This window comes from Stenotrophomonas sp. PvP093 (assembly GCF_017876915.1).
GTDB lineage: Bacteria > Pseudomonadota > Gammaproteobacteria > Xanthomonadales > Xanthomonadaceae > Stenotrophomonas > Stenotrophomonas muris.
Window position 1 is genome coordinate 301759 of record NZ_JAGIOX010000004.1, and the last position, 23764, is coordinate 325522.

Annotated in this window: 23 protein-coding genes and 3 pseudogenes; 11 read left to right on the top strand and 15 right to left on the bottom strand. The window is 61.3% G+C overall.

Going from position 1 to position 23764, the window contains the following annotated elements:
* Positions 1 to 17: 17 nt before the first annotated feature.
* From J3A72_RS04030 to J3A72_RS04045, 4 genes are read right to left on the bottom strand one after another with little or no spacing between them, the layout of a single operon-like run.
* Positions 18 to 290, bottom strand: coding sequence for a metal-sensing transcriptional repressor (locus tag J3A72_RS04030; protein ID WP_050426966.1), 273 nt, complete (start codon positions 288 to 290; stop codon positions 18 to 20).
* Positions 227 to 1117, bottom strand: coding sequence for a carbon-nitrogen hydrolase family protein (locus tag J3A72_RS04035; RefSeq protein WP_024957958.1), 891 nt, complete (start codon positions 1115 to 1117; stop codon positions 227 to 229). The genes J3A72_RS04030 and J3A72_RS04035 overlap by 64 nt, the downstream gene beginning before the upstream one ends.
* Positions 1114 to 1722: a GNAT family N-acetyltransferase gene (locus J3A72_RS04040; RefSeq protein WP_024957957.1), complete on the bottom strand. Its 609-nt coding sequence runs from the start codon at positions 1720 to 1722 to the stop codon at positions 1114 to 1116. The genes J3A72_RS04035 and J3A72_RS04040 overlap by 4 nt, the downstream gene beginning before the upstream one ends.
* 1 nt (position 1723) lies before the next feature.
* Entirely contained in the window at positions 1724 to 2131 is a 408-nt protein-coding gene (locus J3A72_RS04045; protein WP_024957956.1) for a ketosteroid isomerase-related protein, read from the bottom strand.
* 154 nt (positions 2132 to 2285) lie between these two features.
* Between J3A72_RS04045 and J3A72_RS04050 the strand changes: the two genes are divergently transcribed.
* On the top strand, positions 2286 to 3191 hold the full coding sequence (locus J3A72_RS04050; RefSeq protein ID WP_024957955.1) for a LysR family transcriptional regulator: 906 nt from the start codon (positions 2286 to 2288) through the stop codon (positions 3189 to 3191).
* 96 nt (positions 3192 to 3287) lie between these two features.
* Here J3A72_RS04050 and J3A72_RS04055 read toward each other — a convergent pair whose 3' ends face one another.
* Positions 3288 to 3917 carry an IS30 family transposase gene (locus J3A72_RS04055; protein ID WP_024957954.1) on the bottom strand — a complete coding sequence of 210 codons (630 nt, stop codon included), beginning with the start codon at positions 3915 to 3917 and terminating at the stop codon, positions 3288 to 3290.
* Positions 3918 to 4086: 169 nt separating this feature from the next.
* Here J3A72_RS04055 and J3A72_RS04060 point away from each other — a divergent pair, with 169 nt between their 5' ends.
* Entirely contained in the window at positions 4087 to 4830 is a 744-nt protein-coding gene (locus J3A72_RS04060) for an SDR family oxidoreductase (RefSeq protein ID WP_033835953.1), read from the top strand.
* Between the two features lie 160 nt (positions 4831 to 4990).
* On the opposite strand, the pseudogene J3A72_RS22955 reads toward J3A72_RS04060, so the two are convergent.
* Positions 4991 to 5155: pseudogene (locus tag J3A72_RS22955) on the bottom strand (LysR family transcriptional regulator); the annotation flags it as partial.
* Positions 5156 to 5299: 144 nt separating this feature from the next.
* Here J3A72_RS22955 and J3A72_RS04070 point away from each other — a divergent pair.
* The 3 genes and pseudogenes from J3A72_RS04070 to J3A72_RS04080 all read left to right on the top strand — a co-directional run bounded on the left by J3A72_RS04070 (position 5300) and on the right by J3A72_RS04080 (position 8829).
* Positions 5300 to 6288, top strand: a pseudogene (locus tag J3A72_RS04070) (zinc-dependent alcohol dehydrogenase family protein).
* Positions 6289 to 6705: 417 nt separating this feature from the next.
* On the top strand, positions 6706 to 8184 hold the full coding sequence (locus tag J3A72_RS04075) for a SulP family inorganic anion transporter (RefSeq protein ID WP_033834881.1): 1479 nt from the start codon (positions 6706 to 6708) through the stop codon (positions 8182 to 8184).
* A gap of 111 nt (positions 8185 to 8295) precedes the next feature.
* Positions 8296 to 8829, top strand: a complete 534-nt coding sequence (locus J3A72_RS04080; RefSeq protein WP_072167338.1) for an arsenate reductase ArsC — start codon at positions 8296 to 8298, stop codon at positions 8827 to 8829.
* Here the strand turns inward: J3A72_RS04080 and J3A72_RS04085 are convergent.
* Genes J3A72_RS04085 through J3A72_RS04100 form a run of 4 tightly spaced genes read right to left on the bottom strand, consistent with a single transcriptional unit; the run spans position 8790 to position 11819 of the window.
* Positions 8790 to 9875: an ArsO family NAD(P)H-dependent flavin-containing monooxygenase gene (locus J3A72_RS04085; RefSeq protein WP_033834879.1), complete on the bottom strand. Its 1086-nt coding sequence runs from the start codon at positions 9873 to 9875 to the stop codon at positions 8790 to 8792. The two genes, J3A72_RS04080 and J3A72_RS04085, sit on opposite strands and share 40 nt — an antisense overlap.
* Positions 9876 to 9908: 33 nt before the next feature.
* Positions 9909 to 10967 carry an ACR3 family arsenite efflux transporter gene (gene arsB / locus J3A72_RS04090; RefSeq protein ID WP_033834878.1) on the bottom strand — a complete coding sequence of 353 codons (1059 nt, stop codon included), beginning with the start codon at positions 10965 to 10967 and terminating at the stop codon, positions 9909 to 9911.
* Between the two features lie 20 nt (positions 10968 to 10987).
* On the bottom strand, positions 10988 to 11479 hold the full coding sequence (locus tag J3A72_RS04095) for an arsenate reductase ArsC (protein ID WP_024957947.1): 492 nt from the start codon (positions 11477 to 11479) through the stop codon (positions 10988 to 10990).
* 25 nt (positions 11480 to 11504) lie between these two features.
* A complete protein-coding gene (locus J3A72_RS04100; RefSeq protein WP_024957946.1) occupies positions 11505 to 11819 on the bottom strand; it encodes a metalloregulator ArsR/SmtB family transcription factor in 315 nt (104 codons plus the stop codon).
* Positions 11820 to 11858: 39 nt separating this feature from the next.
* Between J3A72_RS04100 and arsH the strand changes: the two genes are divergently transcribed.
* The 3 genes and pseudogenes from arsH (at position 11859) to chrA (ending at position 14270) form a co-directional block, all read left to right on the top strand.
* Complete coding sequence (gene arsH / locus J3A72_RS04105; protein WP_024957945.1) at positions 11859 to 12599, top strand: arsenical resistance protein ArsH; 741 nt, start codon at positions 11859 to 11861, stop codon at positions 12597 to 12599.
* Positions 12596 to 13013, top strand: a pseudogene (arsC, locus tag J3A72_RS04110) (arsenate reductase (glutaredoxin)). The gene arsH and the pseudogene arsC overlap by 4 nt, the downstream one beginning before the upstream one ends.
* 54 nt (positions 13014 to 13067) lie before the next feature.
* Positions 13068 to 14270 (top strand): chromate efflux transporter, encoded by a 1203-nt coding sequence (gene chrA / locus J3A72_RS04115; protein ID WP_024957944.1) that lies wholly within the window; start codon positions 13068 to 13070, stop codon positions 14268 to 14270.
* 236 nt (positions 14271 to 14506) lie between these two features.
* Here the strand turns inward: chrA and J3A72_RS04120 are convergent, their stop codons facing one another.
* The 5 genes from J3A72_RS04120 to J3A72_RS04135 all read right to left on the bottom strand — a co-directional run bounded on the left by J3A72_RS04120 (position 14507) and on the right by J3A72_RS04135 (position 18889).
* Positions 14507 to 15487 (bottom strand): IS5 family transposase, encoded by a 981-nt coding sequence (locus tag J3A72_RS04120; protein ID WP_075076136.1) that lies wholly within the window; start codon positions 15485 to 15487, stop codon positions 14507 to 14509.
* Positions 15488 to 15550: 63 nt separating this feature from the next.
* Positions 15551 to 16723 (bottom strand): serine hydrolase domain-containing protein, encoded by a 1173-nt coding sequence (locus J3A72_RS04125; RefSeq protein ID WP_024957943.1) that lies wholly within the window; start codon positions 16721 to 16723, stop codon positions 15551 to 15553.
* A gap of 169 nt (positions 16724 to 16892) precedes the next feature.
* On the bottom strand, positions 16893 to 17165 hold the full coding sequence (locus tag J3A72_RS23150; protein ID WP_280953974.1) for a serine hydrolase: 273 nt from the start codon (positions 17163 to 17165) through the stop codon (positions 16893 to 16895).
* Positions 17162 to 18007 (bottom strand): serine hydrolase domain-containing protein, encoded by an 846-nt coding sequence (locus J3A72_RS04130; RefSeq protein WP_280953975.1) that lies wholly within the window; start codon positions 18005 to 18007, stop codon positions 17162 to 17164. The genes J3A72_RS23150 and J3A72_RS04130 overlap by 4 nt, the downstream gene beginning before the upstream one ends.
* 513 nt (positions 18008 to 18520) lie before the next feature.
* The gene (locus J3A72_RS04135; protein ID WP_049461414.1) at positions 18521 to 18889 is read right to left on the bottom strand and encodes an H-NS histone family protein; all 369 of its coding nucleotides are present in this window, start codon (positions 18887 to 18889) and stop codon (positions 18521 to 18523) included.
* 298 nt (positions 18890 to 19187) lie between these two features.
* On the opposite strand from J3A72_RS04135, the gene J3A72_RS04140 reads away from it, so the two are divergent.
* The 3 genes from J3A72_RS04140 (at position 19188) to J3A72_RS04150 (ending at position 23710) form a co-directional block, all read left to right on the top strand.
* On the top strand, positions 19188 to 20285 hold the full coding sequence (locus tag J3A72_RS04140; protein WP_033834877.1) for a hypothetical protein: 1098 nt from the start codon (positions 19188 to 19190) through the stop codon (positions 20283 to 20285).
* 51 nt (positions 20286 to 20336) lie between these two features.
* Complete coding sequence (gene betT, locus J3A72_RS04145; RefSeq protein ID WP_033834876.1) at positions 20337 to 22316, top strand: choline BCCT transporter BetT; 1980 nt, start codon at positions 20337 to 20339, stop codon at positions 22314 to 22316.
* A 122-nt stretch (positions 22317 to 22438) separates the two neighbouring features.
* Positions 22439 to 23710: a DUF2254 domain-containing protein gene (locus tag J3A72_RS04150; protein ID WP_024957939.1), complete on the top strand. Its 1272-nt coding sequence runs from the start codon at positions 22439 to 22441 to the stop codon at positions 23708 to 23710.
* The last annotated feature ends 54 nt before the right edge of the window (positions 23711 to 23764 follow it).

Sequence of the window (23764 nt, forward strand, 5' to 3'; positions counted from 1 at the left end):
AGGGCACCCTGGTGCCTCTATCGCAGATAGGAGCGGACGATAGAGATGGTCTCGTCAATGGACTTGTTCTGCGAATCGCTCCTGATTTCGCTACTGGGAAATTCTTCCCGCAGATAGCTCTCCAGAACGGTTTCCATCCATCCGTTGACTGCTCCACGAACGGCCGCAAGCTGCTGAGCAGCTGCAGGGCATTGCGCACCTGCATCAAGCGCTTGCTCAAGAGTCGCTAGGCGACCTGATGACCCGAGTGGCGAGCTTTCCGCAGTGCAGGCAACATCTGTCCGTCCCAGTCACGATCGACCGCAACCTGGGCCTGTTCTTGGTTTCGTTCCAGTGCCTCAACGTCAAGATCACTGATCGCCCATGTCTGCGTGCCGCAAGTAGTCGCGAGAATGCCGTCCTCGGGGAATCCACGATCCATGGGTGCATAGATCGTGGCCTCGCCAGTGTTCGTGTCCAGCGCCGGACTCCAGTCAGCGGCTCCCGTCGTCACGGCCTGTGCGACGAACATCCGGTTCTCCAGTGCCCGCGCCATGCAGCCCACACGAACCCGGGTTGCACCTGCCCTCGTGTCCGTACAGCTCGGGACCAACAGCAGGCGTGCACCCGCCTCTCGCTGGGCTCGCACGGGCAATGGAAACTCACTGTCGTAGCAAACAGCGATGCCGGCACGCACGCCATTCAGGTCGAACACCTTGAGTTCGTCGCCCCCCTCGATGACGCCAGTGTCTTTCTCGAACCCCGTCAACTGCAATTTGTCCTGGTAATCACGCGTGCCGTCCGGCGCAAACCACCACGCGCGGTTGCGATAGCGATCCGGTCCAACCCGGGTCAAGAACGTACCAGCCTGAATGGTCATGCGCAGCTCGCGCGCCAGGTCGGTGTACAGGTCCAGCCACGCAGGCTGCAAGGCCTGCAGCGCGGCCAGCGAGGCGTTGAAATCCTGGCGGATGCCAGGCTCGAACATCGCAGCCAGTTCGAGGGACAGATATTCGGGCAACACGGCCAGTTCCGCTCCGGCACGGCTCGCCTCCTCCAGAACCTGCCGCTGCCGCGCTGCGAATGCCTCGAAGTCCGTGGGCTGACCCACGGCGTATTTCGCAACTGCTACTTTCATTTCGCGTTCTCCAGGGGGCGCAGCCACATCGTGAGCGTCTGCTCGGTTTCGCTCGGCTCACCCACCTGTTTCCAGGGCAGCGTAACCTTCATGTCCGACTGCCGCACGTAGCCACGACGGGTCCAGAAGGGATCATTACTGCGGTAGTTGGAAGGACGCCGGGGATCGTCGTCTGCTCGATCCACCGACGCGAACGATGTCCACTGCATGCCCCCCAACGAACGGGCATGCGCTTCGCGTTCGTCAAAGAAGCGATGGCCCAGGCCAAGGCCCCGGAAGGCCGGAAGCAGGACTGATTCGCCGCAGTAAAACACTGTCTCCATCGGGATTCCTCGATCGGCGAACGGCACGTGGAAGGCCGGCTCCGCATCGCCGAGCGGCAATCCCGTGGACGCACCCACGACCACGTCATCAGCGAGCGCGAGTACCAGCAGGCTGTCTGCCGAACGGGCGTACATAGCGAGGTAGTGCTTCTCGTATTCGGTGTCGCCCTCGTACAGGTAAGGAAAGCTGCGGAAGACGCTCGCCCGCAGGCCTGCCACGGCATCGAACCATTCGGCAATGTCCGGACCACGACGAACCAGCACCTGCACGTCGCTGGTCATCTCAGGCGTCCCCTCCAACCTGTGCGATCCAGTCGCCGAGGTTGTAGTAGTTGGTGACACGAGCGATCTTGCCATCGCGGATGTCGAAGAACGCGCCACCCGGCAGCACGTAACGCTGGCCCTTGGCTTCCGGCAGCCCGTCGTCCGTCACTTTGTATTCGCCATGCACCACGTACTCCGCGCCTGCGCGCAGGCCGTCGGCGCTGACCATCACCACGATCCCGCGCAGTTGCTCGCCATAGCAGCGGTCCATGCGCTGCAGGAAGGCGCGGAAGGCTTCGCGACCGACCTCACGAGCGCCCTGGTTCAAGTCGTGCGCGACGTCATCGGTCAACATGGACAGCATGGCCTCGCGGTCGCCGCGGTTGAAGGCGTCGTAGTAGGCAGTGATGAGAGTGGCAGCGTTCATTCGCGTTCCTTATTGGGTTGTTCGGAGCGGAGCATTCCGGGGTGCTGTTAGTCTGGGCAACCGCTCCCCGCTTGTATATGGAATTGTTTCGATTTTATAATTTCACAATCTGGAACAATCAACGAGCAGCAGAACCGGCCATGAGGCGTGCGTCATGAACAAGGAAATGGAACTACTGCGTATCTTTCGGGTGGCGGCCGAAAGCAGCAGTTTTCGCGATGCGGCCGCCCGGCTGGGGACTTCTCCGCAAGGTGTAACCCGTGCCATCCAGCAACTGGAGCAACACTACGGCGAGGTGTTGTTTCATCGAAGCACGCGCCAGGTGCGCATCACCGCCTTCGGCGAAGGGCTGCTAGACCGAGTGCGCCCCGCATTGGAGCAGTTCGAGGATCTGTGGCGAACGCCTGGCTCCGACCAGCAGGCCTCTCTGTCCGGTACGGTTCGCATCACCGCACCGCACAGCCTGGGCACCAGAGCGGTGCTACCGGCACTGGAGCGCGTGGCCGAGCGTCATCCGGGCATCACGCTGGATGTGCGCCTGTCCGATCGCATCAGCAATACGGTTGACGAAGGGATTGACGTCGGGATCAGGGTCGGATTCATGCGCGATAGCCGCTTCGTCGCACGCAAGGCCGCCGACATGCGACTCCCCATCGTTGCCGCTCCGCGCCTGATCAAGAAAGTGGGCGTACCTGCAAAAATCGATGCGCTAAGCAGCCTGCCAGTTACCGTGGCCTTGGATATCAATACCGGCCGTCCCTGGCCTTGGCACTTCAAGGCGGGACGCCAGTGGACACCTACCGCACCCACTCTCGTCGCCGACAATGCCGACATGGAAATGGGAGCGGCGCTGGCCGGGATCGCGTTCGCGCAACTGGCGGACTACATGGCCGCCCCCTACATTGCCAGCGGGAAGCTCGTGCAAGTGCTGGAGAACGAAGAACCTCCGGCATGGGGGTTGTACGTCTATCGGCCTCAGCGTGGCCCAATTCCGGGAAGGGTTCGAGCGGTATTTGATGAAATGCTGGTCGCCGTTGGATCGTTGCCAGCTTTGCCCTGACGCGTCGCAAGACTCTGTAGGGCACACACCTTGAAAAGCGGGGCACTGAGGCTCGGTGGCTCACCCCTCCGGTTGAATGGTAATCCCCCGGCGAATTCAACGTTGAAGTGCAATGTGGTTGGGGTTGAAGAATACCTCGCTTGGGGTTAGGTAGCCGAGCCTCTTTCTGGGCCTGTCGTTGAGACGATCCTCGGCGGCTTGTAGCTCTTCCATGGTGATGGTCGAGAAGTCGCGGCTGCGCGGGAAATACTGTGGCAGCAGGCCGTTGAGGTTCTCGTTGCAGCCGCGTTGCCACGGGCTGTGCGGATCGGCGAAGTAGATCGCAGCCTTGAGTGATCTCTCCAGCCTGCGGTCCTCGGCGAACTCGCTGCCTCGATCGAAGGTGATGGTGTGGATGTAGTCGGCCAGCCGATCCATGCGGCACTCGATGGCTTGCGAGACGGCATCGGCGGTGCCGTCCGGACTCCAGGTCAGGCGCACGAAGCCGCTTCGCCGCTCGACCAATGTGATCACCGCGCCCGTGCCGCGTGCGGGACGCACCGAGTCGCCTTCCCAGTCGCCAATGCGGCTTCGCTCGGCGACTTCAGGCGGTCGAGCCTGAATCGGCTTGCGGTCGGCGAAGCGGCCCGTGCGGCGCTGGCCGTAACCGCGACGCCGCTTCGGTTGCCGCAAGTGCGAGTGCAAGCCGAGCTCGCGTGCATACCGGTAGACCGTCGTGTGGCTCACCTTGCCGGCTTTGAGCGGTTAAGCATGTTGCCCTCCTATTTGTTCCATATTCAGGAATAGCTTAATCCAATAATTTCCATTTATTGAGATCAATCATGGGGCTAAGATTTGTTCACTGCCAGGTTAATCAGCCATGGCGAAATACAAACCCGCCGATGAGGTTCTCAACATGAGCAATAACATTTCTGGAAAAGTTGTCGTTATCACCGGCGCCAGCAGTGGCTTGGGTGAAGCGACTGCACGCCACCTTGCTGCGCTTGGCGCGCGCGTAGTGCTGGCCGCACGCCGCAAAGATAAACTCGACGCATTGGTGACTGAGCTGACCAATGCAGGTGGTCAGGCAATCGCGTATCAGACCGATGTCACCTCTCAGGAAGAAGTCAAAGCGCTCATTCAAGGTACCGTGGACACCTACGGGCGCATTGATGTACTGGTCAACAATGCCGGGCTGATGGCGATTGCACCGCTCAGTGATGCTCGCACTGACGAGTGGGATCGCATGATCGACATCAACATCAAGGGGCTGCTGTACGGAGTCGCGGCTGCATTGCCGGTCTTCCAGAAACAAAACAGTGGCCACTTCATCAACATCGCATCGGTTGCAGGCCTGAAGGTATTCAGCCCTGGCGGCACGGTGTACAGCGGCACCAAGTTTGCTGTACGGGCCATTTCCGAAGGACTGCGTCACGAAGTCGGTGGCAGCATTCGCACCACGACTATCGAACCGGGTGCTGTGGACTCCGAGTTGAAATTCGGCAGCACCCACCAACAGAGCCGCGATTTCGTGGTGGACTTCTACAAGCATGCAATTCCCGCTCAATCCGTCGCTCGGGCTATCGCCTTCGCAATTGAGCAGCCTGCTGAAGTGGATATTAACGAGATCGTTCTGCGCCCAACGGTGCAGGAATTCTAATGAGCTTAGGGCCTGCCGCTTCGGCGTCAGGCCCCGCTTATATCGAGTGAAAAGCTGTGTGAATCGCCCCCTGGTTCTGTAGTTACCAGATAACCGCGTTTGGCCGGTTTGAGTTTGTTGCATCAGATGGGTGTCGGCCAATAGCCGCCATTGTGTTCCCGGTGAGGCTTTGCCTGCGCGTAGTCCGATGCAGCAAGGAAACCCCCAGGTGTTGTTCGAGCATTTTTACCTGCTTTCCCACCAACTGAGGGGATAGGTTGAGGTCATCCGCAGCAGGGCTGAATGATCCCAGCTCTGACGAACGTAGCCATCTGGGTCGGGCGATCCATTAAAAACTCTCTGTTTCAAATATTACGTCATAGTAGGCCTTTATCCGCTACCAACCAATGATTACATTTTATTCACTCTTCGATTAGCCGCAGACCTTTCCTGCGCACTTCGAAGCCCATTCAAAAACGAGGTATCCGCAATGGCACGCATTGTCAGAATCCATGAATACGGTGACGCCAGTGTTCTGAAGCTGGAAAATTTGGACGTATCGGCACCGGCGGCAAACGAGGTGCAGATTGGCGTCAAAGCGATTGGCTTGAACCGAGCCGAGGTGATGTTTCGCAATCACGCATACCTACAGGAAGCCGAGTTCCCAGCCGCCTGGGCTACGAGGCCGCAGGCATCGTGGTTGCAGTGGGTAGCGCAGTAACCGGGATCAAGGTGGGTGATGCAGTCGCTCTCATCCCGCCTCTGGACATCGCCCGTTGGGGCACCTACGGAGAGCTGGCCAATGTACCTGCTCATCTGGTGGTGAAGAGCCCCGAGAGGTTGTCCTTTGAAGAGGCTGCTGCGTCCTGGATGCAGTACGTCACCGCCTGGGGTGCACTCATCGAGCAGGCCAAACTCGGGCAACACGACTTTGTCCTTGTCACCGCGGCATCAAGCAGTGTCGGTCTGGCTGCCTTCCAGATAGCACGCATGGTCGGCGCCACACCAATTGCAATCACGCGAACCCGTGCGAAGAAACAGGCCCTTCTGGATGCTGGTGCCGCGTATGTGATCGTGAGTGACGAAGAGGATATCGTCGAGCGCGTGATGGAGATAACGGCCGGACAAGGCGCCCGCGTTGTGTTCGACCCGGTTGGCGGGCGGTCCTTCGAGCCCCTCACGCAGAGCATGGCCCGAGGTGGCATTCTGCTGGTATACGGTGCACTCAGCTCGGAACCGACGCCATTCCCGCTGTTTACCGTGCTGGGCAAAAGCCTAACCCTCAAGGGCTATCTCTATGCAGAAATTGTGGCCGACCCAGAAGTCCTTGAACGTGCCAAGGCGTTTATTCTGCAGGGGCTGGAGTCTGGAGCACTGAGCCCGATAATCGCCAAGACCTTCCCTCTGAGTGACATCCAGGAAGCCCATCGTTTCCTTGAGGCCAATCAGCAGATTGGAAAGATCGTGGTGACAGTCTAATCGCCATTTCTGGGGCTGAGAGCAGAATCTTTCGGCCCCAGTTCAACCCGTCCAACTGACCGCTTTTGGCCGATAGCGGACATAGGCCCCGCGGCGAATGTCCACCTCTTCTTTGGCGATTCGGTCAGAGCTCAATTCAATCTGATCAACTGCCTACCAGCTTGTCGACTTCGCCTGCGAAATGATCTTGGGATCTGGGAAGCTACCCTTGAGAATACACCGACGCGACCGCGATGCCGGCCGGATTTCCCCTCAGGCGCTATGCAAGTCTACAATATACCGTCAAGTACCCAACGGATCGGCTAGCGATGACTCCACCCTGACGCTTGATTGAAGAAGCGACCCAGACACATAGGTCTGGAAGGGTGCCTGTTTCTTTCGTTTGGCGCGCACGGCTGTGCGCGGAGATCATTTTCTATGTCTGCAATTTATCCCCTGCGCCAGCAATGGCTCGGTAACATCCGTGGTGACCTGCTGTCGGGCATTGTCGTTGCGCTAGCCCTGATTCCTGAGGCAATCGCGTTTTCCATCATCGCCGGCGTCGACCCAAGGGTAGGTTTGTATGCCTCGTTCTGCATCGCCGTCATCATCGCCATCGCCGGTGGCCGCCCTGGCATGATCTCGGCTGCGACCGGCGCCATGGCGTTGGTGATGGTCACGCTGGTGCGCGAGCACGGCATTCAGTATCTGTTTGCCGCCACCATCCTGGCCGGCGTCCTGCAGATGCTGGCCGGCGCCCTGCGGTTGGGCTCGCTGATGCGCTTTGTGTCGCGCTCGGTGGTGACCGGATTTGTGAATGCACTGGCGATTCTCATTTTCATGGCGCAGCTTCCCGAGCTCATCGGCATGCCGTGGATGGTGTATGCGATCTGTGCTGTGGGTCTGGCAATCATCTACCTGCTGCCGCTGCTGACCAAAGCCGTTCCTTCGGCATTGGTGGCGATCGTGGTTCTCACGGCCGCTTCCATGTATTTCGGCTTCCAGGTACGCACCGTAGGCGACATGGGGGCGCTGCCTGACAGCCTGCCGTCGTTCCTGATTCCGGATGTGCCATTCACCTGGGAAACACTCCAGATCCTGCTGCCGGTTTCGGCGACTTTGGCGGTCGTTGGCTTGTTGGAATCGCTGATGACCGCGCAGATCGTCGAAGACATGACCGATACCCCGAGCCAGAAGAATCGCGAATGTGCGGGCCAAGGCTTGGCTAACACCGTAACGGGCTTCTTTGGGGGCATGGCAGGCTGTGCAATGATCGGCCAGTCGGTGATCAACATCACTTCCGGTGGCCGGGGCCGTCTCTCGTGCCTTGTGGCCGGCGTGGTTTTGCTCCTTCTGGTTGTTTATGGGTCAAACCTGGTGAGTCAGATTCCAATGGCCGCACTGGTCGCAGTGATGATCATGGTCAGCATCGGCACCTTCAGCTGGCGCTCGCTGCGCGAGCTGGCCATTCATCCCAAGAGCTCTTCGGTCGTGATGATTGGCACGGTCATCGTGACCGTGGCTACCCACGACCTCGCCAAAGGCGTGTTGACAGGCGTGATCCTGTCGGCGGTGTTCTTCACCCGCAAGGTCGGCAAGATGCTGATCATCGACGACACCCAGGTCGAGACCGACTCGCGCGTCTACGTTGTGAAGGGGCAGGTGTTCTTTGCGTCTTCTGGACAGTTCGTGAGTAGCTTCAACTATCTGGATGTCCCCAAGGAGGTCATCATCGATCTGAAGGACGCCCACTTCTGGGACGTGACCGCCGTTGATGCGCTCGACCGGGTAGTGATGAAGCTGCGCGAGCACGGCGCGACCGTTGAGGTGTTCGGTCTCAACGATGCAAGTGAGACCTTGGTAGACCGCTTGGGAAAGCATCGTACGCCAGGCGCCACACGGTCGTCGGGTCATTGAACAGATGAGCGAAGCGGGCACCGAGGGGTGCCCGCTTCCTTTTCGGCAGTCATCGAGTTGACATATGGCAAGGCAATACTTCGATTATTCTAGATAAATGGTTGCGATGACATGCGTCCCCTGAATGTTCTGTTCCTTTGCACAGGCAACTCGGCGCGCAGCATTCTTGCCGAAGCACTGGCCAGCCATTTAGGGCGCGAACGTATCCGCGCTTACAGTGCGGGCAGTCATCCCAAGGGCGTAGTTCATCCGGTGGCCCTGCAGGTGCTCTCGGAGATTGGCTTCGACGTTGCCGGACTGTCGAGCAAGCCGTGGGATGCATTCGCAGGTCCGGAAGCACCGCAGATGGATCTCATCGTAACGGTGTGCGATCGTGCCGCGGGTGAAGCGTGTCCCGTGTGGCCGGGCCACCCGGCTACCGCCCACTGGGGCATCCCCGACCCGGCCGCAGTGCAGGGCAGTGCTGATCAGGTCCATAAGGCGTTCCTGAGCACGCTTCACCAGCTCCAGCACCGTCTCGGATTGCTGTTGGCGCTTAAGCCTGAAGCGCTGGACCGCATGGCCCTGCAATCGCAGGTGCGGGCGCTGGGCAATGGCGCCGAGGCTCACGCGCCAGATAACACCGGAGAAGCCTCCCCGATGTAGTCGCTGATCTGCCTTACTGCCTCGCGCGCGTATCGGGTCACCCCGATCAGCGTGGCCGATGCTGCGCCATTCCAGTCGCCATAGCCGAGCAGCCAAACCGATGGCGCTGCGACCGACCGAACCTGGGTGTCATCCACGTCGATCCGACCACGAGCGTTGACAATGCCCAGTCCTTCCAGGTGCGACAATACCGGCCGGAAGCCGGTGCACCAGATCACCGCGTCGAAGTTGCGTTCGCTGCCATCTGCCCACTGCATGCCGGTGGCGGTGAAACGGACGGGTGGCGGCATGGAGACCAGTACACCGCGGCGCCGTGCGTCCACCACCGGCGGCACCATCACGATGTCGCCAAAACCATCCCGCTGAATATCCGGCTCACGTCCTTCCTGCTGAGCCCTCCACTTCTCGGTTGCGCGTGCGAACAGAACGCGCCCGTCGACATCGTCGGCCAGGAAGGCTGGCGCCCGCTGGGTGATCCACGTGGTCTTGGCCACCTTGGAGACCTCGGCCAGAATCTGTGCGCCTGAGTTGCCGCTGCCGATGATGGCCACGCGCATTCCGGCGAAGGGTTCGGGATGGCTGTAGTGGGCCGAGTGCAGCTGCACGCCGCCGAAAGCGTCCAGACCTTCATATCCGGGCGTGCAGGGATGCCGCCACGTACCCGTGGCGCTGATCACTGCACGTGTCTGCCACTGCCGGCCGTCATCTGCTTCCACCCGCAGCCGGCTCCCCGAGCGGCTGATGCGTTTCACCTGCACGGGACGGATGACGGGCAGCGCATACTTATGCTCGTAGCGCGCGAGGTAGTCGAGCACTTCCGCCTGCGACGGGCACGGTTCCCGGGTAGCAGGCATCGGCCAACCGGGAATCGAGCTCCAGCCCGCCGGCGAGAACAGATGCAGGGATTTCCACGCATGCTGCCACGCCCCGCCAGGTGACGTTTCGGCATCAAGAATCACATAGGACAGCCCGCTGCGACGCAGGAAGTAGCCAGCCGAAAGACCCGCCTGGCCACCTCCGATCACCACGACATCGACGCTGTCCATCGGGACTTCCTCATGCTGCAGCACCTAGGCGATTCAGCGGCTCCGTGCATCGGCAGGAAAGTAGCTTTTGCCCAGGCGCAGGGCGACGTGGACCAGCAGAATCAGCACGGGCACTTCCACCAGCGGGCCGATAACAGCCGCGAAGGCTACCGGGGAAGCCAGCCCGAACGCCGCGATCGCCACGGCGATGGCCAGTTCGAAGTTGTTGCCTGCTGCGGTGAACGCGATCGCGGTGGTGCGGGGGTAGTCTTTGGCGATCAGCTTGCCCATGAAGAAACTGATGACGAACTGGATGATGAAGTACAACGTCAGCGGGATCGCGATGCGTACCGCGTCCATCGGAATCCTCAGCACATCGCCTCCCTTCAGGCTGAACATCGCCACGATGGTAAACAGCAGTGCGGCGAGGGTTACCGGGCTGATGGCGGGCAGGAACGTCTCTTCATACCATTGCACGCCCTTGCGCGCCTTCAACCATCGGCGGGTGAGGAAGCCCGCCAGGAACGGGATACCAAGGTAGATCAGAACAGCCTCGGCGATGGTCCAGAAACTGACATCGATGACGCTGCCCTGCAGACCGAACACCGGCGGCAACCAGGACAGGAAGAACCACGCATAGACGCTGAACAGCGCAATCTGGAAGATCGAGTTGAATGCCACCAGCCCGGCGACGTACTGGCCGTCACCGCGGGCAAGCTGATTCCAGACCAGCACCATGGCGATGCACCGTGCCAGCCCGATCAGGACCAGGCCGGTCATGTACTCGGGGTAATCGCGCAGGAACAGCACGGCCAGGCCGAACATCAGGAACGGACCGACGATCCAGTTCTGCAGCAGCGAGAGCATCAGTACCCGTTTGTCGGCGAAGACCCGCGGCAGTTCCTCGTACTTCACCTTGGCCAGCGGCGGATACATCATCAGGATCAGACCAATCGCGATCGGGATGTTGGTCGACCCTATGGAGAGGCTGTTCAACGCGCTGGGTACACCTTCGAACAACGCCCCCATGCCGACGCCGAGCGCCATGGCGGCGAAGATCCAGAGCGTGAGATACCGGTCCAGGAAGGACAGGCGGGAGGTATCAGTGGTCATGGGGATTTCCGGAAAGACGGTCAGTTGATCTGTGCGATCGGGTCGAGCCGGGCCTTGAGGGCCTCGCTGTCATCCCAGACGCTGTCTGAGATCTCCAGAAACGCCTTCAGGCGCGCCTTGATGATCTGGTGCGCGCGATCGAACGCTTCGGCTTTCTGTCCGTCCGAGCCTTCAACGCCGGCCGGATCGAACAGGCCCCAGTGCACCCGTACAAAGTCGCCGAACACTACCGGGCATGCCTCGGCCGCCGCGCTGTCGCAGACGGTGACGATCAGATCCATCGGCGCGGCATCCGCTTCGGCGAACTCGTCCCACGACTTGCTGCGAAGGCCGTCCACCGGGAAACCCTCGCGCTGCAACTGAGCAATGGCAAACGGGTTGACGCGGCCGGCCGGCTGGCTGCCGGCGCTGAAGGACTCGTAGCGGCCTTGGCCCCACTTTTTCAGGGTCGATTCGGCCAACACGCTGCGAGCGGAATTACCGGTACACAAGAACAGGACGCGACGGGTCATCTGAGCGATCTCTAAGGTGGGTTGGTCAGCAGCCAACGGGTCGTTCGCAGGCCTGTTCGTCGGCACAACAGTTCTCCGTGAGATAGGCCACCAATGCGGTCATCGCCTCGAACTCGGCCCGGTAGCAGATCGTCCGACCATGTTGCTCGGCGCTGATCAGGCCCGCAGCCAACAGTTCCTTCAGGTGGAAGGAGAGCGTGGCACCAGGCAAGCAGAGCGTCTGGGCAATGTCACCGGCCAGCTTGCCGCCGCTGCCGGCCTGTACAAGCAGGCGGAAGATCGACAGGCGGGTGGCGTGGCCCAAGGCAGCAAGAGCGTGGGTTGCAGCGTTATGTTCCATGATTCTAGAATAATAGAATCGATTCCGTAGGACAACCCCGTGCAGCAGATCCCCAACTTGGTCCCAGGTGCCTTGGACATCCCGACGGCCACCAAGCTCAACGACCCGGCCGCGCAGCCGCACCGCCCGCGCATCCTGATCCTGTACGGGTCGCTGCGACCTCAGTCGTTCAGTCGCAAGCTGGCGCTGGAGGCGCAGCGGCTGCTGGAACAGCTCGGGGCGGAAACCCGCCTGTTCGATCCACATGAGCTGCCGATGCTTGACTCGGTGCCAGCCACCCACCCAAAGGTGCAGGAGCTGCGCCAGGCCTCGCTGTGGTCGGAGGGACACGTGTGGGTCAGCCCGGAACGCCATGGCACCCTTACCGCGGTATTCAAGAACCAGATCGACTGGCTGCCACTGGAAGAGGGCAGCGTGCGCCCCACCCAAGGCCGCACGCTGGCCGTGATGCAGGTCTGCGGCGGTTCGCAGTCGTTCAACGTCGTCAACGCGCTGCGTGTGCTCGGCCGGTGGATGCGGATGGTGACGATCCCCAACCAGTCCTCGGTCGCCAAGGCCTGGCAGGAGTTCGACGACGAAGGTCGAATGAAACCCTCGGCGTACTACGATCGCGTGGTGGACGTCATGGAGGAACTGGTCAAGTTCACCCTGCTGGTACGTGGGCGCACCGACTACCTGGTGGACCGTTACAGCGAGCGCAAGGGGGCCATCGAGGCGGCGGCGCTCGCGGCCGCTGCAGGGGTGGTGGAAACTGTTTTGAACGAGGAGGAAAGTGCGTGAACGCGGTCATCTACCACAACCCCAAGTGCGGCACCTCGCGCAACACCCTGGCGATGATCCGCTTCGCCGGGATCGAGCCGGAAGTGATCGACTACCTGGCCCACCCGCCCAGCCGCGCGCGCCTGGTCGACCTCATCAGGGCCGCGGGCTTGAGCGTGCGCGACGCCCTCCGGCAGAAGGGCACTCCTTATGACGAGCTGGCACTGGGCGATGCGGCACTGAGCGACGACGCGCTGCTTGATGCCATGCTGGCGCACCCAATACTCATCAATCGTCCTTTCGTGCAAACCGATAATGGCACGCGCCTGTGCCGCCCTTCCGAACTGGTGCTGGATCCTGCCGAAGCTTCCCGGACCATTCCGGAAGGAAGATGGAGAGTTGGTGGCCGAGCACAGGGGAAGCCCGGCGACCTAGTCTGGGTGCTGGGCCGGGCTGGCCGCCTTTGAGAACAACCGGAGATCCTGCCCCATGCCGACGCTCCATCCCGCAAAAAGCGAAAGTGCGTGGCGTGTCTTCCTGGTGTTCCTACGACTGGGACTGACCTCGTTCGGCGGCCCGATCGCCCATCTGAGCTACTTCCGCCTCGAGTTTGTCGAGCGCCGCCGGTGGCTGACGGACCGTAGCTACTCGGATCTGGTGGCCTTGTGCCAGTTACTGCCAGGCCCAGCCAGCAGCCAGGTTGGGATGGCGCTGGGCTTGGCTCGCGCCGGCTGGCTTGGCCTGCTGGCCGCCTGGGCAGGTTTTACCCTGCCATCGGCCGTACTGATGATCCTGTTCGGATTTGGCGTTGCTCGATACCAAGGCATCCTCGAATCCGGTTGGCTGCATGGCCTGAAGATCGTTGCAGTTGCCGTGGTGGCGCAGGCTGTATGGGGAATGGCCCGGACCCTATGCCCGGACCGCCTGCGGGCAGGGATGGCGCTTGTCGCCGCCGTATTGACGCTAGCACTGCCCTCGGTCTTCGGCCAGATGGTGGTGATCATCTGCAGCGGCCTGCTCGGTCGCTGGGCGCTGAAAATCGAGCCTGCCCAGGGCCAGTTCGCTTGCAGCTATCCCGTCTCGCGAAGAACGGGCTCGGTAGCGCTGATGCTGTTGGTGCTGCCGCTTGTTCTGCTGCCTGTGTGGGTGGTGGCTAGTGGCTCCCCGTTGGCTGTGCTGTTGGAGGGGACGTACCGTGCTGGTGCCTTGGTCTTTGGCGGCGGCCATGTCGTACTGCCGTTGCTGCAGACCGCGGTTGTCCAAAGCGGCACGGTGACCACTGCGGATCTGCTCGCTGGGTACGGTGCGGCGCAGGCGGTGCCAGGCCCTCTCTTCACTTTCGCGGCGTACTTGGGAGCCCTGGCCAAGGGGCCGCTGGGTGGCTGGCTTGGAGGCCTTGTGCTGTTGGCAGTCATTTTCCTGCCAGCCTTTCTTGTGCTCGTGGGGGCGCTGCCGTTCTGGGAGGCCCTGCGCCACCGAAAGGCTTTGCAAGCTTCGATTGCTGGCGTCAACACCGGGGTGGTCGGGATTCTGCTGGCTGCGTTGTACAACCCGGTGTGGACGAGTGCGATCCATGACCGATGGGATGCCGCGATGGCGCTGGTTGCGTTCGGGCTACTGGCCCTCGCGCGTACACCGCCGATCTTGGTTGTGTTGCTGGCTGCCATGACGACCTGGGCCCTGCCACGGTAACGCCGCCAGGTCAATCAGGCGCGCCTCTGCAGCACAATATAACGTCTGCTTCTGGCCAGCAGCGGTCATTCACAATCCCTCGGTCAAGTCGAGTCGCAGGACGCGAACGTGACAGGCCCTAGGGAGGGTCTGAACAACGCACTCTGACACTTGGATTTCAGCGTCAGAGCGCCGGACCAGCGTCGATTTGATCAATTTCCCGCCCTTTCAGGCGGTTTCTGGCGGGTTTTCCCGCCTTACAGGCGCACCACCCCCATCGCCGGCAACAGGCGCCGGCGCGCCATCCACAGGTTCGACAGCGCGAACAGCGTCAGCACCTGCGCCGCGTTCTTCGCCAGGCCGCGGTAGCGCACCTTCGTGTAGCCGAACTGGCGCTTGATCACCCGGAACGGATGCTCGACCTTCGCGCGCAGGCTCGCCTTGTACCGCTCCCAGCGCTCGGTGTAACGCCGCTCGCGCGGGTTCTTCATCGCCCGCAACTTCGACGGCTTCTCCGCGATCAGGAAGCCGGCCTCCACATCCTTCAACTCTTCACGCTTGTCGGCACCGGTATAGCCGCTGTCGCCACAGATCGTGTCTTCCCGGCCGTGCAGCAGCCTGTGTACCCGGGTCACGTCGGCCACGTTCGCCGCCGTGCACTCGACGTGGTGCACCAGGCCGGATTCATCATCGACGCCGATGTGCGCCTTCATGCCGAAGTGCCACTGGTTGCCCTTCTTCGTCTGGCACATTTCCGGATCGCGCTTGCCTTCGGCGTTCTTCGTCGAGCTCGGCGCGGCGATGATCGTCGCGTCCACGATCGTGCCCGCGTGCAGGCTCAGGCCCTTGCGCGCCAGATGCGCATTCACCCGCTCGAAGATCCGCCCGGCCAGGCCGTGGGTTTCCAGCAACCGGCGGAAGTGGAGGATCGTGGTCTCGTCGGGAATCGCGTCCACGCCGCCCAACCGCGCGAACCGGCGCATCACCGGCGTGTCGTACAAGGCCTCTTCCATCGCCGGGTCGCTGAGCGCGTACCACTGCTGCAGGAAATGGATGCGCAGCATCGTCGCCAGCGGGTACGGCTGGCGGCCGGGACGGCCCAGCTTCGGGTAGTGCGGCTCGATCAGCGCCAGCAGCGCCTGCCACGGCACCACCTGCTCCATCTCGGCCAGGAAGATCTCCCGCCGCGTGCGCTTGCGCTGGCCCAGGGTCTCGGCATCACCGAACGTCAGCTGCATCGATCGTCACCCCAATCTGGTGCGCTATTGTCGCCTGCAGCAGCGGAGTTGTTCAGACCTTCCCTAGCTAGAGATGTTATCTCGCGCGGCTATTCTCTCGACCAGTGTATTGATCGCCGCCTCCATGGCGTGGGCAGTCTTGTCGCCGCTCTGGTTGGTGATGACGAAAATGCCAAGGTCATACTTCGGCATGATGTAGATATAGCACTGCGAGCGGGGCACACCACCATGATGGGCATAGTAGGTGCCCTTCAAGCGGTCGCCGCCGACGATGTTCCAGAAATAGCCGATGCTGAACTCGGAATCGAATTCGACAAGAGTACGGTGTGATTCCGTCACGACGGGCCCACCGGCCAGCTGGAACTTGAGGAACTTCACCATTTCCGGAACGGTCGCCTTTACGTTCCCCGATGCTCCCCAAGGCAACTCCGGCATGGGCGAGGTCGGTACCGCGTTGTCACTGTGGTAGCCGACCGCAAGCCGGGGCGCCTCAGCATCGCCCAGCCTGATTCTGAGGTCCGCCATTGCCGCGGAATCGCGGAAGAATTCGCGTAACAGCGACTCATAGTCGCTCTTGTAAACCGTCTCCAGAATATGCGCCGCCAGTTGGGTTCCAGCACTGGAGTAGGCGTAATCCTTTCCGGGCACCTGGTGAATCTCGACGGCATGCAGGTCCCTGAAGAAATCCGCCTTGCCATAGCCGGCGTAAATGGCATTGAGTTCACGAGGCGTACGCTGATCGGTGAAGTCCGCGAGCACCGTGTTCGCGCGTTCCGGCAACATGTTCGGAAGACCGCTCGTATGCGACAGCAGGTGACGGATGCGGATGGGGTCGCCCTTGTACTGCAGGTTCGGATAATTGCCGTGCAGATACTTCCGGACATCGTCGTCCAGCCCCAGCCTGCGCTCCAGGACGGCATTGGCCATCAGGGTCCCTGCCATGGTCTTGCTCAACGAACCGATTTCGTAGAGGGTCGCGTCGGTCGGAGGGCTCAGCCTGCCGGCTTCCATGTTGCCGCGATGACGGATGAATTCCTGGCCCCGATATACGACTGCGATCGAGGTTGAGTGGAGCAACGGCTGCTGTATCAGTGTTGCGGCCACCTCATCGAGGTCCGCCCCGAGATCCTTTGCCGGCACATGCTCGCCCTTGCAGCCGGCAGCCAAGAACACGACGGACAATACGAAGTAGTTGAGCCACCGCCCGTTTCGAACAATCCTCGAAATCGCTTGCATGCGTCTGTGCTTGAAGGGTTTTGGCAAGAACTCTCAAGATAGCCGAACACCGAGGGCCGCACACCTGTCCCTGTTCTCGCGGCGGCCGCCCCTGGCGCCAGCCAGAAGGTGTGCGTGTGGACGTCCGCTTCGTGCCGAAAGCACACGTCGTCCCGGAGCTTCGTCGGCATCAATGGGTGGAGTCGTTCGCCCGCGACTGGTAGAACTCGCCGATGCGTCGAACAAACCGCTGCGGGTTCGCACCGGCAAGATTGGTCAGCACGATCACGGCCAAGTCTTCATCCGGGTAGACGACGAATGCCGCGCGGGCACCGCCAATGCCTGCGACCTGGCGCGGGCGATCAGCCTTCAAAACCGGCCAGCCTAAGGCCCAATCGCTTTTCGCCCCGCTGTTCAGTGGCTCTTGCTGCCACATGCGCTGGACATGTGCATCATCAATCAACTGGTCCTGCGACAGCGCAATGATCCAGCGCGACAGCTCTTCGGCCGTCGTCTGGATTCGCCACCCGCCCACAGGCTGTAGGGCATTTCATAAATCCAATGCGACAGGCGCTCACCATCGTCCGGTGCCAGCGAGCCCCGCGGCGACCAGCTGTAGATCGTGGCGGCTCCGGCAACCAGGTCATAGCTGTCACCGAACGTGGTAGAGGGCATGCCCGCCACATCGAACTGTCGCTGCGTCACGAATCGCTCGTATGGTTGCCCGCTCAACTTGACGATGATCCGCGACAGCAGGCCGTAGTTGGTCTGGTTGTACGAGAACTGTTCGCCTGGCGATACCTCCAGAGGCCGAGCCTCGACCGCGCTCCATGCCTCCGGCTCCGTCGCACCGCCAAAGGCCCCCTGCGAGTCGATGATCTCCGGAAGGCCTGATGTATGCCCCAGCAGCTGCCGGATCCGCACCCCACGCCAGGTCGCGGGCACATCGTCCAAATAGCGTGACAAGGGGGCGTCCAGATCCACCCGTCCGTCCTGGACCAGTTGCATCATGGCTACGCCGGTGAACGACTTGGTGGCCGAGTTGATCGGGAACAGCGTCTTGCCGGTAACAGGCACCCGGTTCTCGACATTGGCGAACCCGTAGTTCTCCAGCAGCACTACTTTCCCGTTTTGCACCACTGCCAGCTGGAGGCCCGGAATCCGCTGCTTCTGCATGGCCTGCTGGATGAAGGCCCTGGCCTTGCTGTTGGCTTCCTTAAGAGAACCGGCCGCAAGCGCCTGGGCTGGAAGCCATGCCGACAGGGCAACGGTCAGCAAGGCGGTGCGCAAGAGTGCAGGCAGCATGGATTTCCCTGGGCCAGGTCGTCTGGAAAATGGATTGGCGAGTGCCGACGGAACCGATGCCGGCCGGCAACCCTAGGCCCAGGCACCCGGGCACGACAGTGCAAAGAGTCATGCTCACAATGGAGTTGGCTGAATGGTCCGGGGGAAGTTAGGTAAGCCCGCGCATCGGCGGCCCGCTCGGCATGGGGCTGATCGGGCTGCCTGACGCCCGGAGCGGTTGCACGCCACACGCATGGCCCGGGCAGCGTCGAATCCCCGCTAGGAATCGGATCCTGCCAGATCGGACGGCAGCTGTCGGCCAGAAGTGGATACTGCAATCATTGCTGCCTGAGCCCACTCTCCAAAGGCAAGGGGAGCGCCTGCTGTTCGCCCGCTGTCACATCAACTGCGACTAGCTGAAATCTTTGATCGCCTACCTGGCAGGGCATTCCGCGCACCAGCATCCTGTTCGATCTGATGACTAATGATTCTCAGGACTTGCTGCGGTACCGGTGTGCGGCTACCTCGCTATCACTACTTGATCAGGAAGTCATTCAGTGATTTTCCGCTTGCTACCAGCTCGGCTATCCATCGCGGTTGCCGCCCTCGACCGGACCACGTCTGGCCGCGCACTGCAGGATTGCGGTACTTGGGAGCGATCTTGGGCACTGTCGATTTGGCAGGCCTCCGATCACCTCGCTTCTTGGCGGTTTCGGAGGGCACGATCACTGAAGCGCCGTAGAGTTCCTCTATCGTGTATCCATGATCCTTGACGTACTTGTTGATCTTGGCGCGCATCGCTGTGGCCTTAGGGCGTGACAGCACTTTGGACTGCTGCTTCTCCGCCTGAGCAATCAGTGAGCGAAGTTCCTTGGCAGAAAGGCCGCTGATATCAATAGTCATGAATTCTTCCCCGATGTCGAGGCCCTAGCCTATTCTCAAATGACATTGCGTGTCACTCCATGTCCACTATGAGTCGCTCAATCTCAGGATCGACTACTAAGAAGTTTATCGTGTTAGCTACTCTCTCACTGCACATGATTTTCACGTGGCATATGGACCTGAGGACTAAAGATGCGCCGTGAGTGATTGCTGTGGTCCCGCCAAGAATTCTTTGAGATCGCCAGTTTGAGGCATTGGATGAATCGACGTTAGACTCAAGCGCTTTCCGTAGCAGATCAGGGAGGCAAGGCGCATAACCGTGAGATCAATTCCCTTCATTGTCGCTGCCGCGTTGGCGGGAACTTCGCTGGCTGCAGAGGCTTCTGAGGATAACCTCCATAGAGATCCTTACTTTGATCCAGGAGGCGCCGTCAGGTTCAACTATGGCTGGCTCGACTACGGGCCGACCAGCCGCCTGCAGCTTGAACTGCTGCGTGCAGACCTTGACGCTGGAACCGGACCGTTTTCCTTCTCTGCCCAATACCGCTGGTACGATGGCTTCGACGCCGTGCATCACGCCTACGCGGGCTGGCAGTTCTCCGATGCTACCCAGCTCAAGGCAGGTATCCAGCAAGTCCCGTTCGGGCTGCTCCCTACCGTTTCGCAGAGCTTCTGGTTCGGCTCCGGCTACTACTTGGGCATTGAGGATGATTACGATCCGGGCCTTGTAGTGATTCACCGCACCGGCAGCACGACCTGGCATCTCGGCTGGTTCTCCGGAGACGAATACGGGTCCGGGGCTCGCTATGATCGCTACTCCTTTGATGTCGCGCAGACCGAGGCGTTGCCGTATCGTGAGCGGCAACGACTGCATGCACGCGTGGAGCGCGCGCGCGCCTGGGGCGGCGGCGAGCTGTTGCTGGGCGCATCAGCGTTTGCTGGCAAGGTGCAGAACACTCAGACACGGCGTCACTACGGTCATCAGGGCGCGGCCCTCCACGCACAGTGGCAGCGCGATGGTTGGACCGCGCAGTTGCAGTGGGCGCGGTACCGGTATGCCGTGCCCGGAGATCGCATCGCAATGTCGGCGTTCCAATCCCCCTTCCAGGTTGCAGCGCAGGCGGATGTGCCAAGCGCCAACATCGCCTATTCGTTCGGCCAGAAGGGCTGGCTGGATGACATCACCTGCTATAACAACCTCAGCATGACCCGCCCGGTCGGGCACCGCGCGGGCCTTCGTGATTCGTGGCAGAACGTGACCGGTTGCAGCCTGCAGAAAGGCATCATGCTCACCTATGTCGACTGGATCGCTGGCCGCAACATGTGGTTTGCCGGTGGTGATGGTATCGGCATCGACGAGGGAGGTCCTTCCCGCTGGCATTCACGGCTGAACTTCAACATCGGCTTCTACTTCTGATCGGCCTCGCGCAAGCCAGAGGCTTCTTCACCCAACAACACGGAGGTATCCATGCAGAGCACGGCTCCGCAACATCCCCCCGTTCGCCAGCGGATCCTTCCGCAGGTGTTCATTCCCACGGCAGCCATCGTCATCGCGCTGCTGGCGCTTGCTGCCATCGCGCCCGATATAGCCACGCGGTGGTTCACCGCGGCCAAGTCATGGGCTGCCAATGATGCAGGCTGGTTCACCATCCTTGCGGTGGCCGGCTTCCTGGTCTTCGTCGTCGGCGTCGCCATCAGCAGTTACGGCCGCATCAAACTCGGCCCTGACCACAGTACGCCGGACTACAGCTACGGCTCCTGGTTCGCCATGTTGTTCGCTGCCGGCATGGGCATCGGTCTGATGTTCTTCGGCGTTGCCGAGCCCATCATGCACTACGCCACGCCGCCGGTCGGCTCGCCCGAGTCGGCCGCAGCTGCCCGCCAGGCCATGCGCATCACCTTCTTCCACTGGGGCATCCACGCATGGGCGATCTACGCAGTGGTAGCGCTGTCGCTGGCGTACTTTGCCTACCGGCACAATCTCCCGCTGCGTGTCCGATCCGCACTGTATCCGCTCATCGGCGATCGTATCCACGGCCCGTTGGGGCATGCTGTAGACACGTTCGCCGCGCTGGGTACCATCTTCGGCCTGGCCACCTCGCTGGGGCTGGGCGTCATGCAGATCAACGCCGGCCTGAACTACCTGTTCGGCCTGGAGGTCAGTACGCTCGTCCAGGTTGGCTTGATCACCGTCATCACACTGGTGGCGACCGGCTCGGTCGTGGCTGGCCTGGACAGCGGCGTACGCAGGCTGTCCGAGCTCAACATGATCCTGGCGGCAGCGTTGCTGGCCTTCGTGCTGGTCTGTGGACCCACCGTGCACCTGATGCAGGCACTGGTGCAGAACACCGGCATGTACGTTTCCCAGCTGTTCTCGATGACCTTCAACCTTTATGCCTACGAACCCACGGGTTGGCTGGGTGGCTGGACGCTGTTCTACTGGGGCTGGTGGATTGCCTGGTCGCCCTTCGTTGGCATGTTCATCGCGCGCATCTCACGTGGACGCACCGTCCGTGAGTTCGTGGTGGGGGTGTTGCTTGTGCCGCTTGGCTTCACATTCCTCTGGATGACCATCTACGGCAACACCGCGTTGCACATGGTGCGGGCGGAGGGCATCCAGCAGTTGGTGCAGGCGGTCTCAACCGACAGCTCGATGGCGCTCTTCGAGTTTCTGGAGCACCTGCCGCTGACCATGCTGACCTCTTCGCTGGCGGTCATCCTGGTTGCGCTGTTCTTCGTAACCTCAGCGGACTCCGGTGCCCTGGTAATCGACATGCTTACCTCGAAGGGTGAGCAGGAATCGCCGGTCTGGCAGCGGATCTTCTGGGCGCTGCTGGTCGGCGGCCTTGCGATTGCCCTGCTGGTGGCCGGCGGCTTGGAATCATTGCAGGCGGCCACCATTGCCAGTGCGTTGCCATTTACGATCGTCATGATCCTGATGTGCTGGGGACTGCTGAAGGCCATGCATCTGGATGCAACCAAGCGCTCGATCCTGCGCGAGGCACGTATCTTGCCGGGTACCAGCGAGGATTGGCGGGCGCGCCTGCGCCTGCTGGCGCACAATCCGTTGAAGATCGAGGTGACCGGCTTCATCGAGCAGCGTGTCATCCCAGCATTGGAAGAGGTTGCGGCTGAGCTGCGCAAGCAGGATCTGCCGGTCCAGGTCTCCAAGGGGGAGGATGGTCGTGCGTGGCTGCAGGTTGGCCATGGCGAGGAGATGGACTTCTTCTACTCGGTACGGCCCCAGCCCTATGAGCCGCCGACGTTCGCCCTGCAGGATCCCCGTCGGCCGGTCAGCGAGGGTACCCGTCATTACCGTGCGGAGGTCTATCTGCGGGAGGGCGGGCAGGACTACGACGTCATGGGATGGACCAAGGTTCAACTCATCCACGATGTGCTCGATCAATACGAGCGCCACCGTCAGTTCCTGGACAAGGTGCGCTCGTAGAATCTGCACACAGATGCCGCCCGGAGTAGCGGCATCTGCCTTGGGTCGGGCATGACCCTGCGTTGACGTGGCCTCGGCGCCCGGCCGTGCTATTGATGGTCGAACTTCCCAGAAAGTAGCCCATGCTCACCAGATTGAGGCTTGCAGCCAGCAAAGTTACAAAGCGGATGTGGTTCCGTTCGACCCTGTATGGCGCCCTAGGCATCATCACGGCGTTGGCGGGCGCGTTCCTGAAGTTCCTCATTCCCGTCGGCCTTGCCGCGCGGATCGGCGCAGATTCCGTCGGCAACATTCTTGGCATTCTTGCCGCGTCGATGCTGACGGTCACCACCTTCTCGCTGTCCACCATGGTCTCGGCCTACGGGTCCGCGTCCAGCAGCGCCACCCCGCGCGCGGCCCGCCTGCTGATCGAAGACACCCGGGCCCAAGGTGCGCTGGCCACCTTCATTGGTGCCTTCCTGTTCTCGATCGTGGGCCTCATCGCGCTCAGCACCGGCATCTACGGAGATAGCGGCCGGCTTGTACTGTTCGGGGCAACTATCGCGGTCATCATCGTCATCACAGTGACGTTGCTCCGGGCTATCGAGCAGTTCTCACGCTTTGGCCGCGTCGGCGAAACCATCGATCTGGTGGAGCGGGCGACCCAAGTGGCAATGAAGCGCCGCGCCGAGGAGCCTTCGCTCGGCGGAGCCAGTGCGGTTCGGGTAGGAGAGGGGGCGGTGCAGCTGGTCGGCGATCAGGTGGCCTACGTTGAACACGTGGATGTCGGGCGGATCAACGCCATTGCGCAGGAACATGATCTACGCGTTCATCTGCTCTGCCAGCCGGGTACGTTCGCAACCCCAACCCGTCCGTTGATAGCCATCGAGGGAAATCTACTTCCTGAAGTACAGAGTAAAGTGATCTCAGCCATTTCCTTTAGCGACGCGCGCTCCATCGAAAATGACCCACGGTTCGGGCTGGTCGTGCTTGCGGAAATTGCCCAGCGAGCCATGTCACCTGCGGTGAACGACCCTGGGACCTGCATCGACGTCATCGGGACATGTGTCAGGCTGCTCTGTGCATGGTCCAGCCACGGAGGGGACGCTGCGACAGGCGAGGTGCTGTATCCGCGCGTGCACGTGCAGTGTCTCGACGTACGCGACATGTTTGAGGACGCGTTCACTCCGATTGCCAGGGATGCCGCCGCGTCCCTGGAGGTCAGTATCCGGCTGCAGAAGGCCTTCGCAGCGTTGGCAGGGTCCTCGAATGAAGCGACAAGAGTCGCATCACAGGCGCATGCCCGCATCGCGTTGGAGCGCGGCCTATTGGCCATGGATTTCGAAGCTGATCGCGAGGCGCTTCGAGCCGTCGCATCTTATTTGACTCTGGAGGATGTGGACCACCGTTCGTAGTATCTTCCTATCAAAGCCTTTGAAGCGCTGCGCTGGCTATCAGTGCTCGGCTGT

Coding starts and splice junctions, on each gene's coding strand:
- J3A72_RS04035 (WP_024957958.1), bottom strand. CDS start 1,117: ATGAAAGTAGCAGTTGCGAAATACGCCGTGGGTCAGCCCACGGACTTC.
- J3A72_RS04040 (WP_024957957.1), bottom strand. CDS start 1,722: ATGACCAGCGACGTGCAGGTGCTGGTTCGTCGTGGTCCGGACATTGCC.
- J3A72_RS04045 (WP_024957956.1), bottom strand. CDS start 2,131: ATGAACGCTGCCACTCTCATCACTGCCTACTACGACGCCTTCAACCGC.
- J3A72_RS04050 (WP_024957955.1), top strand. CDS start 2,286: ATGAACAAGGAAATGGAACTACTGCGTATCTTTCGGGTGGCGGCCGAA.
- J3A72_RS04060 (WP_033835953.1), top strand. CDS start 4,087: ATGAGCAATAACATTTCTGGAAAAGTTGTCGTTATCACCGGCGCCAGC.
- J3A72_RS04075 (WP_033834881.1), top strand. CDS start 6,706: ATGTCTGCAATTTATCCCCTGCGCCAGCAATGGCTCGGTAACATCCGT.
- J3A72_RS04080 (WP_072167338.1), top strand. CDS start 8,296: ATGCGTCCCCTGAATGTTCTGTTCCTTTGCACAGGCAACTCGGCGCGC.
- J3A72_RS04085 (WP_033834879.1), bottom strand. CDS start 9,875: ATGGACAGCGTCGATGTCGTGGTGATCGGAGGTGGCCAGGCGGGTCTT.
- arsB (WP_033834878.1), bottom strand. CDS start 10,967: ATGACCACTGATACCTCCCGCCTGTCCTTCCTGGACCGGTATCTCACG.
- J3A72_RS04095 (WP_024957947.1), bottom strand. CDS start 11,479: ATGACCCGTCGCGTCCTGTTCTTGTGTACCGGTAATTCCGCTCGCAGC.
- J3A72_RS04100 (WP_024957946.1), bottom strand. CDS start 11,819: ATGGAACATAACGCTGCAACCCACGCTCTTGCTGCCTTGGGCCACGCC.
- chrA (WP_024957944.1), top strand. CDS start 13,068: ATGCCGACGCTCCATCCCGCAAAAAGCGAAAGTGCGTGGCGTGTCTTC.
- J3A72_RS04120 (WP_075076136.1), bottom strand. CDS start 15,487: ATGCAGCTGACGTTCGGTGATGCCGAGACCCTGGGCCAGCGCAAGCGC.
- J3A72_RS04125 (WP_024957943.1), bottom strand. CDS start 16,723: ATGCAAGCGATTTCGAGGATTGTTCGAAACGGGCGGTGGCTCAACTAC.
- J3A72_RS04130 (WP_280953975.1), bottom strand. CDS start 18,007: ATGCTGCCTGCACTCTTGCGCACCGCCTTGCTGACCGTTGCCCTGTCG.
- J3A72_RS04135 (WP_049461414.1), bottom strand. CDS start 18,889: ATGACTATTGATATCAGCGGCCTTTCTGCCAAGGAACTTCGCTCACTG.
- betT (WP_033834876.1), top strand. CDS start 20,337: ATGCAGAGCACGGCTCCGCAACATCCCCCCGTTCGCCAGCGGATCCTT.
- J3A72_RS04150 (WP_024957939.1), top strand. CDS start 22,439: ATGCTCACCAGATTGAGGCTTGCAGCCAGCAAAGTTACAAAGCGGATG.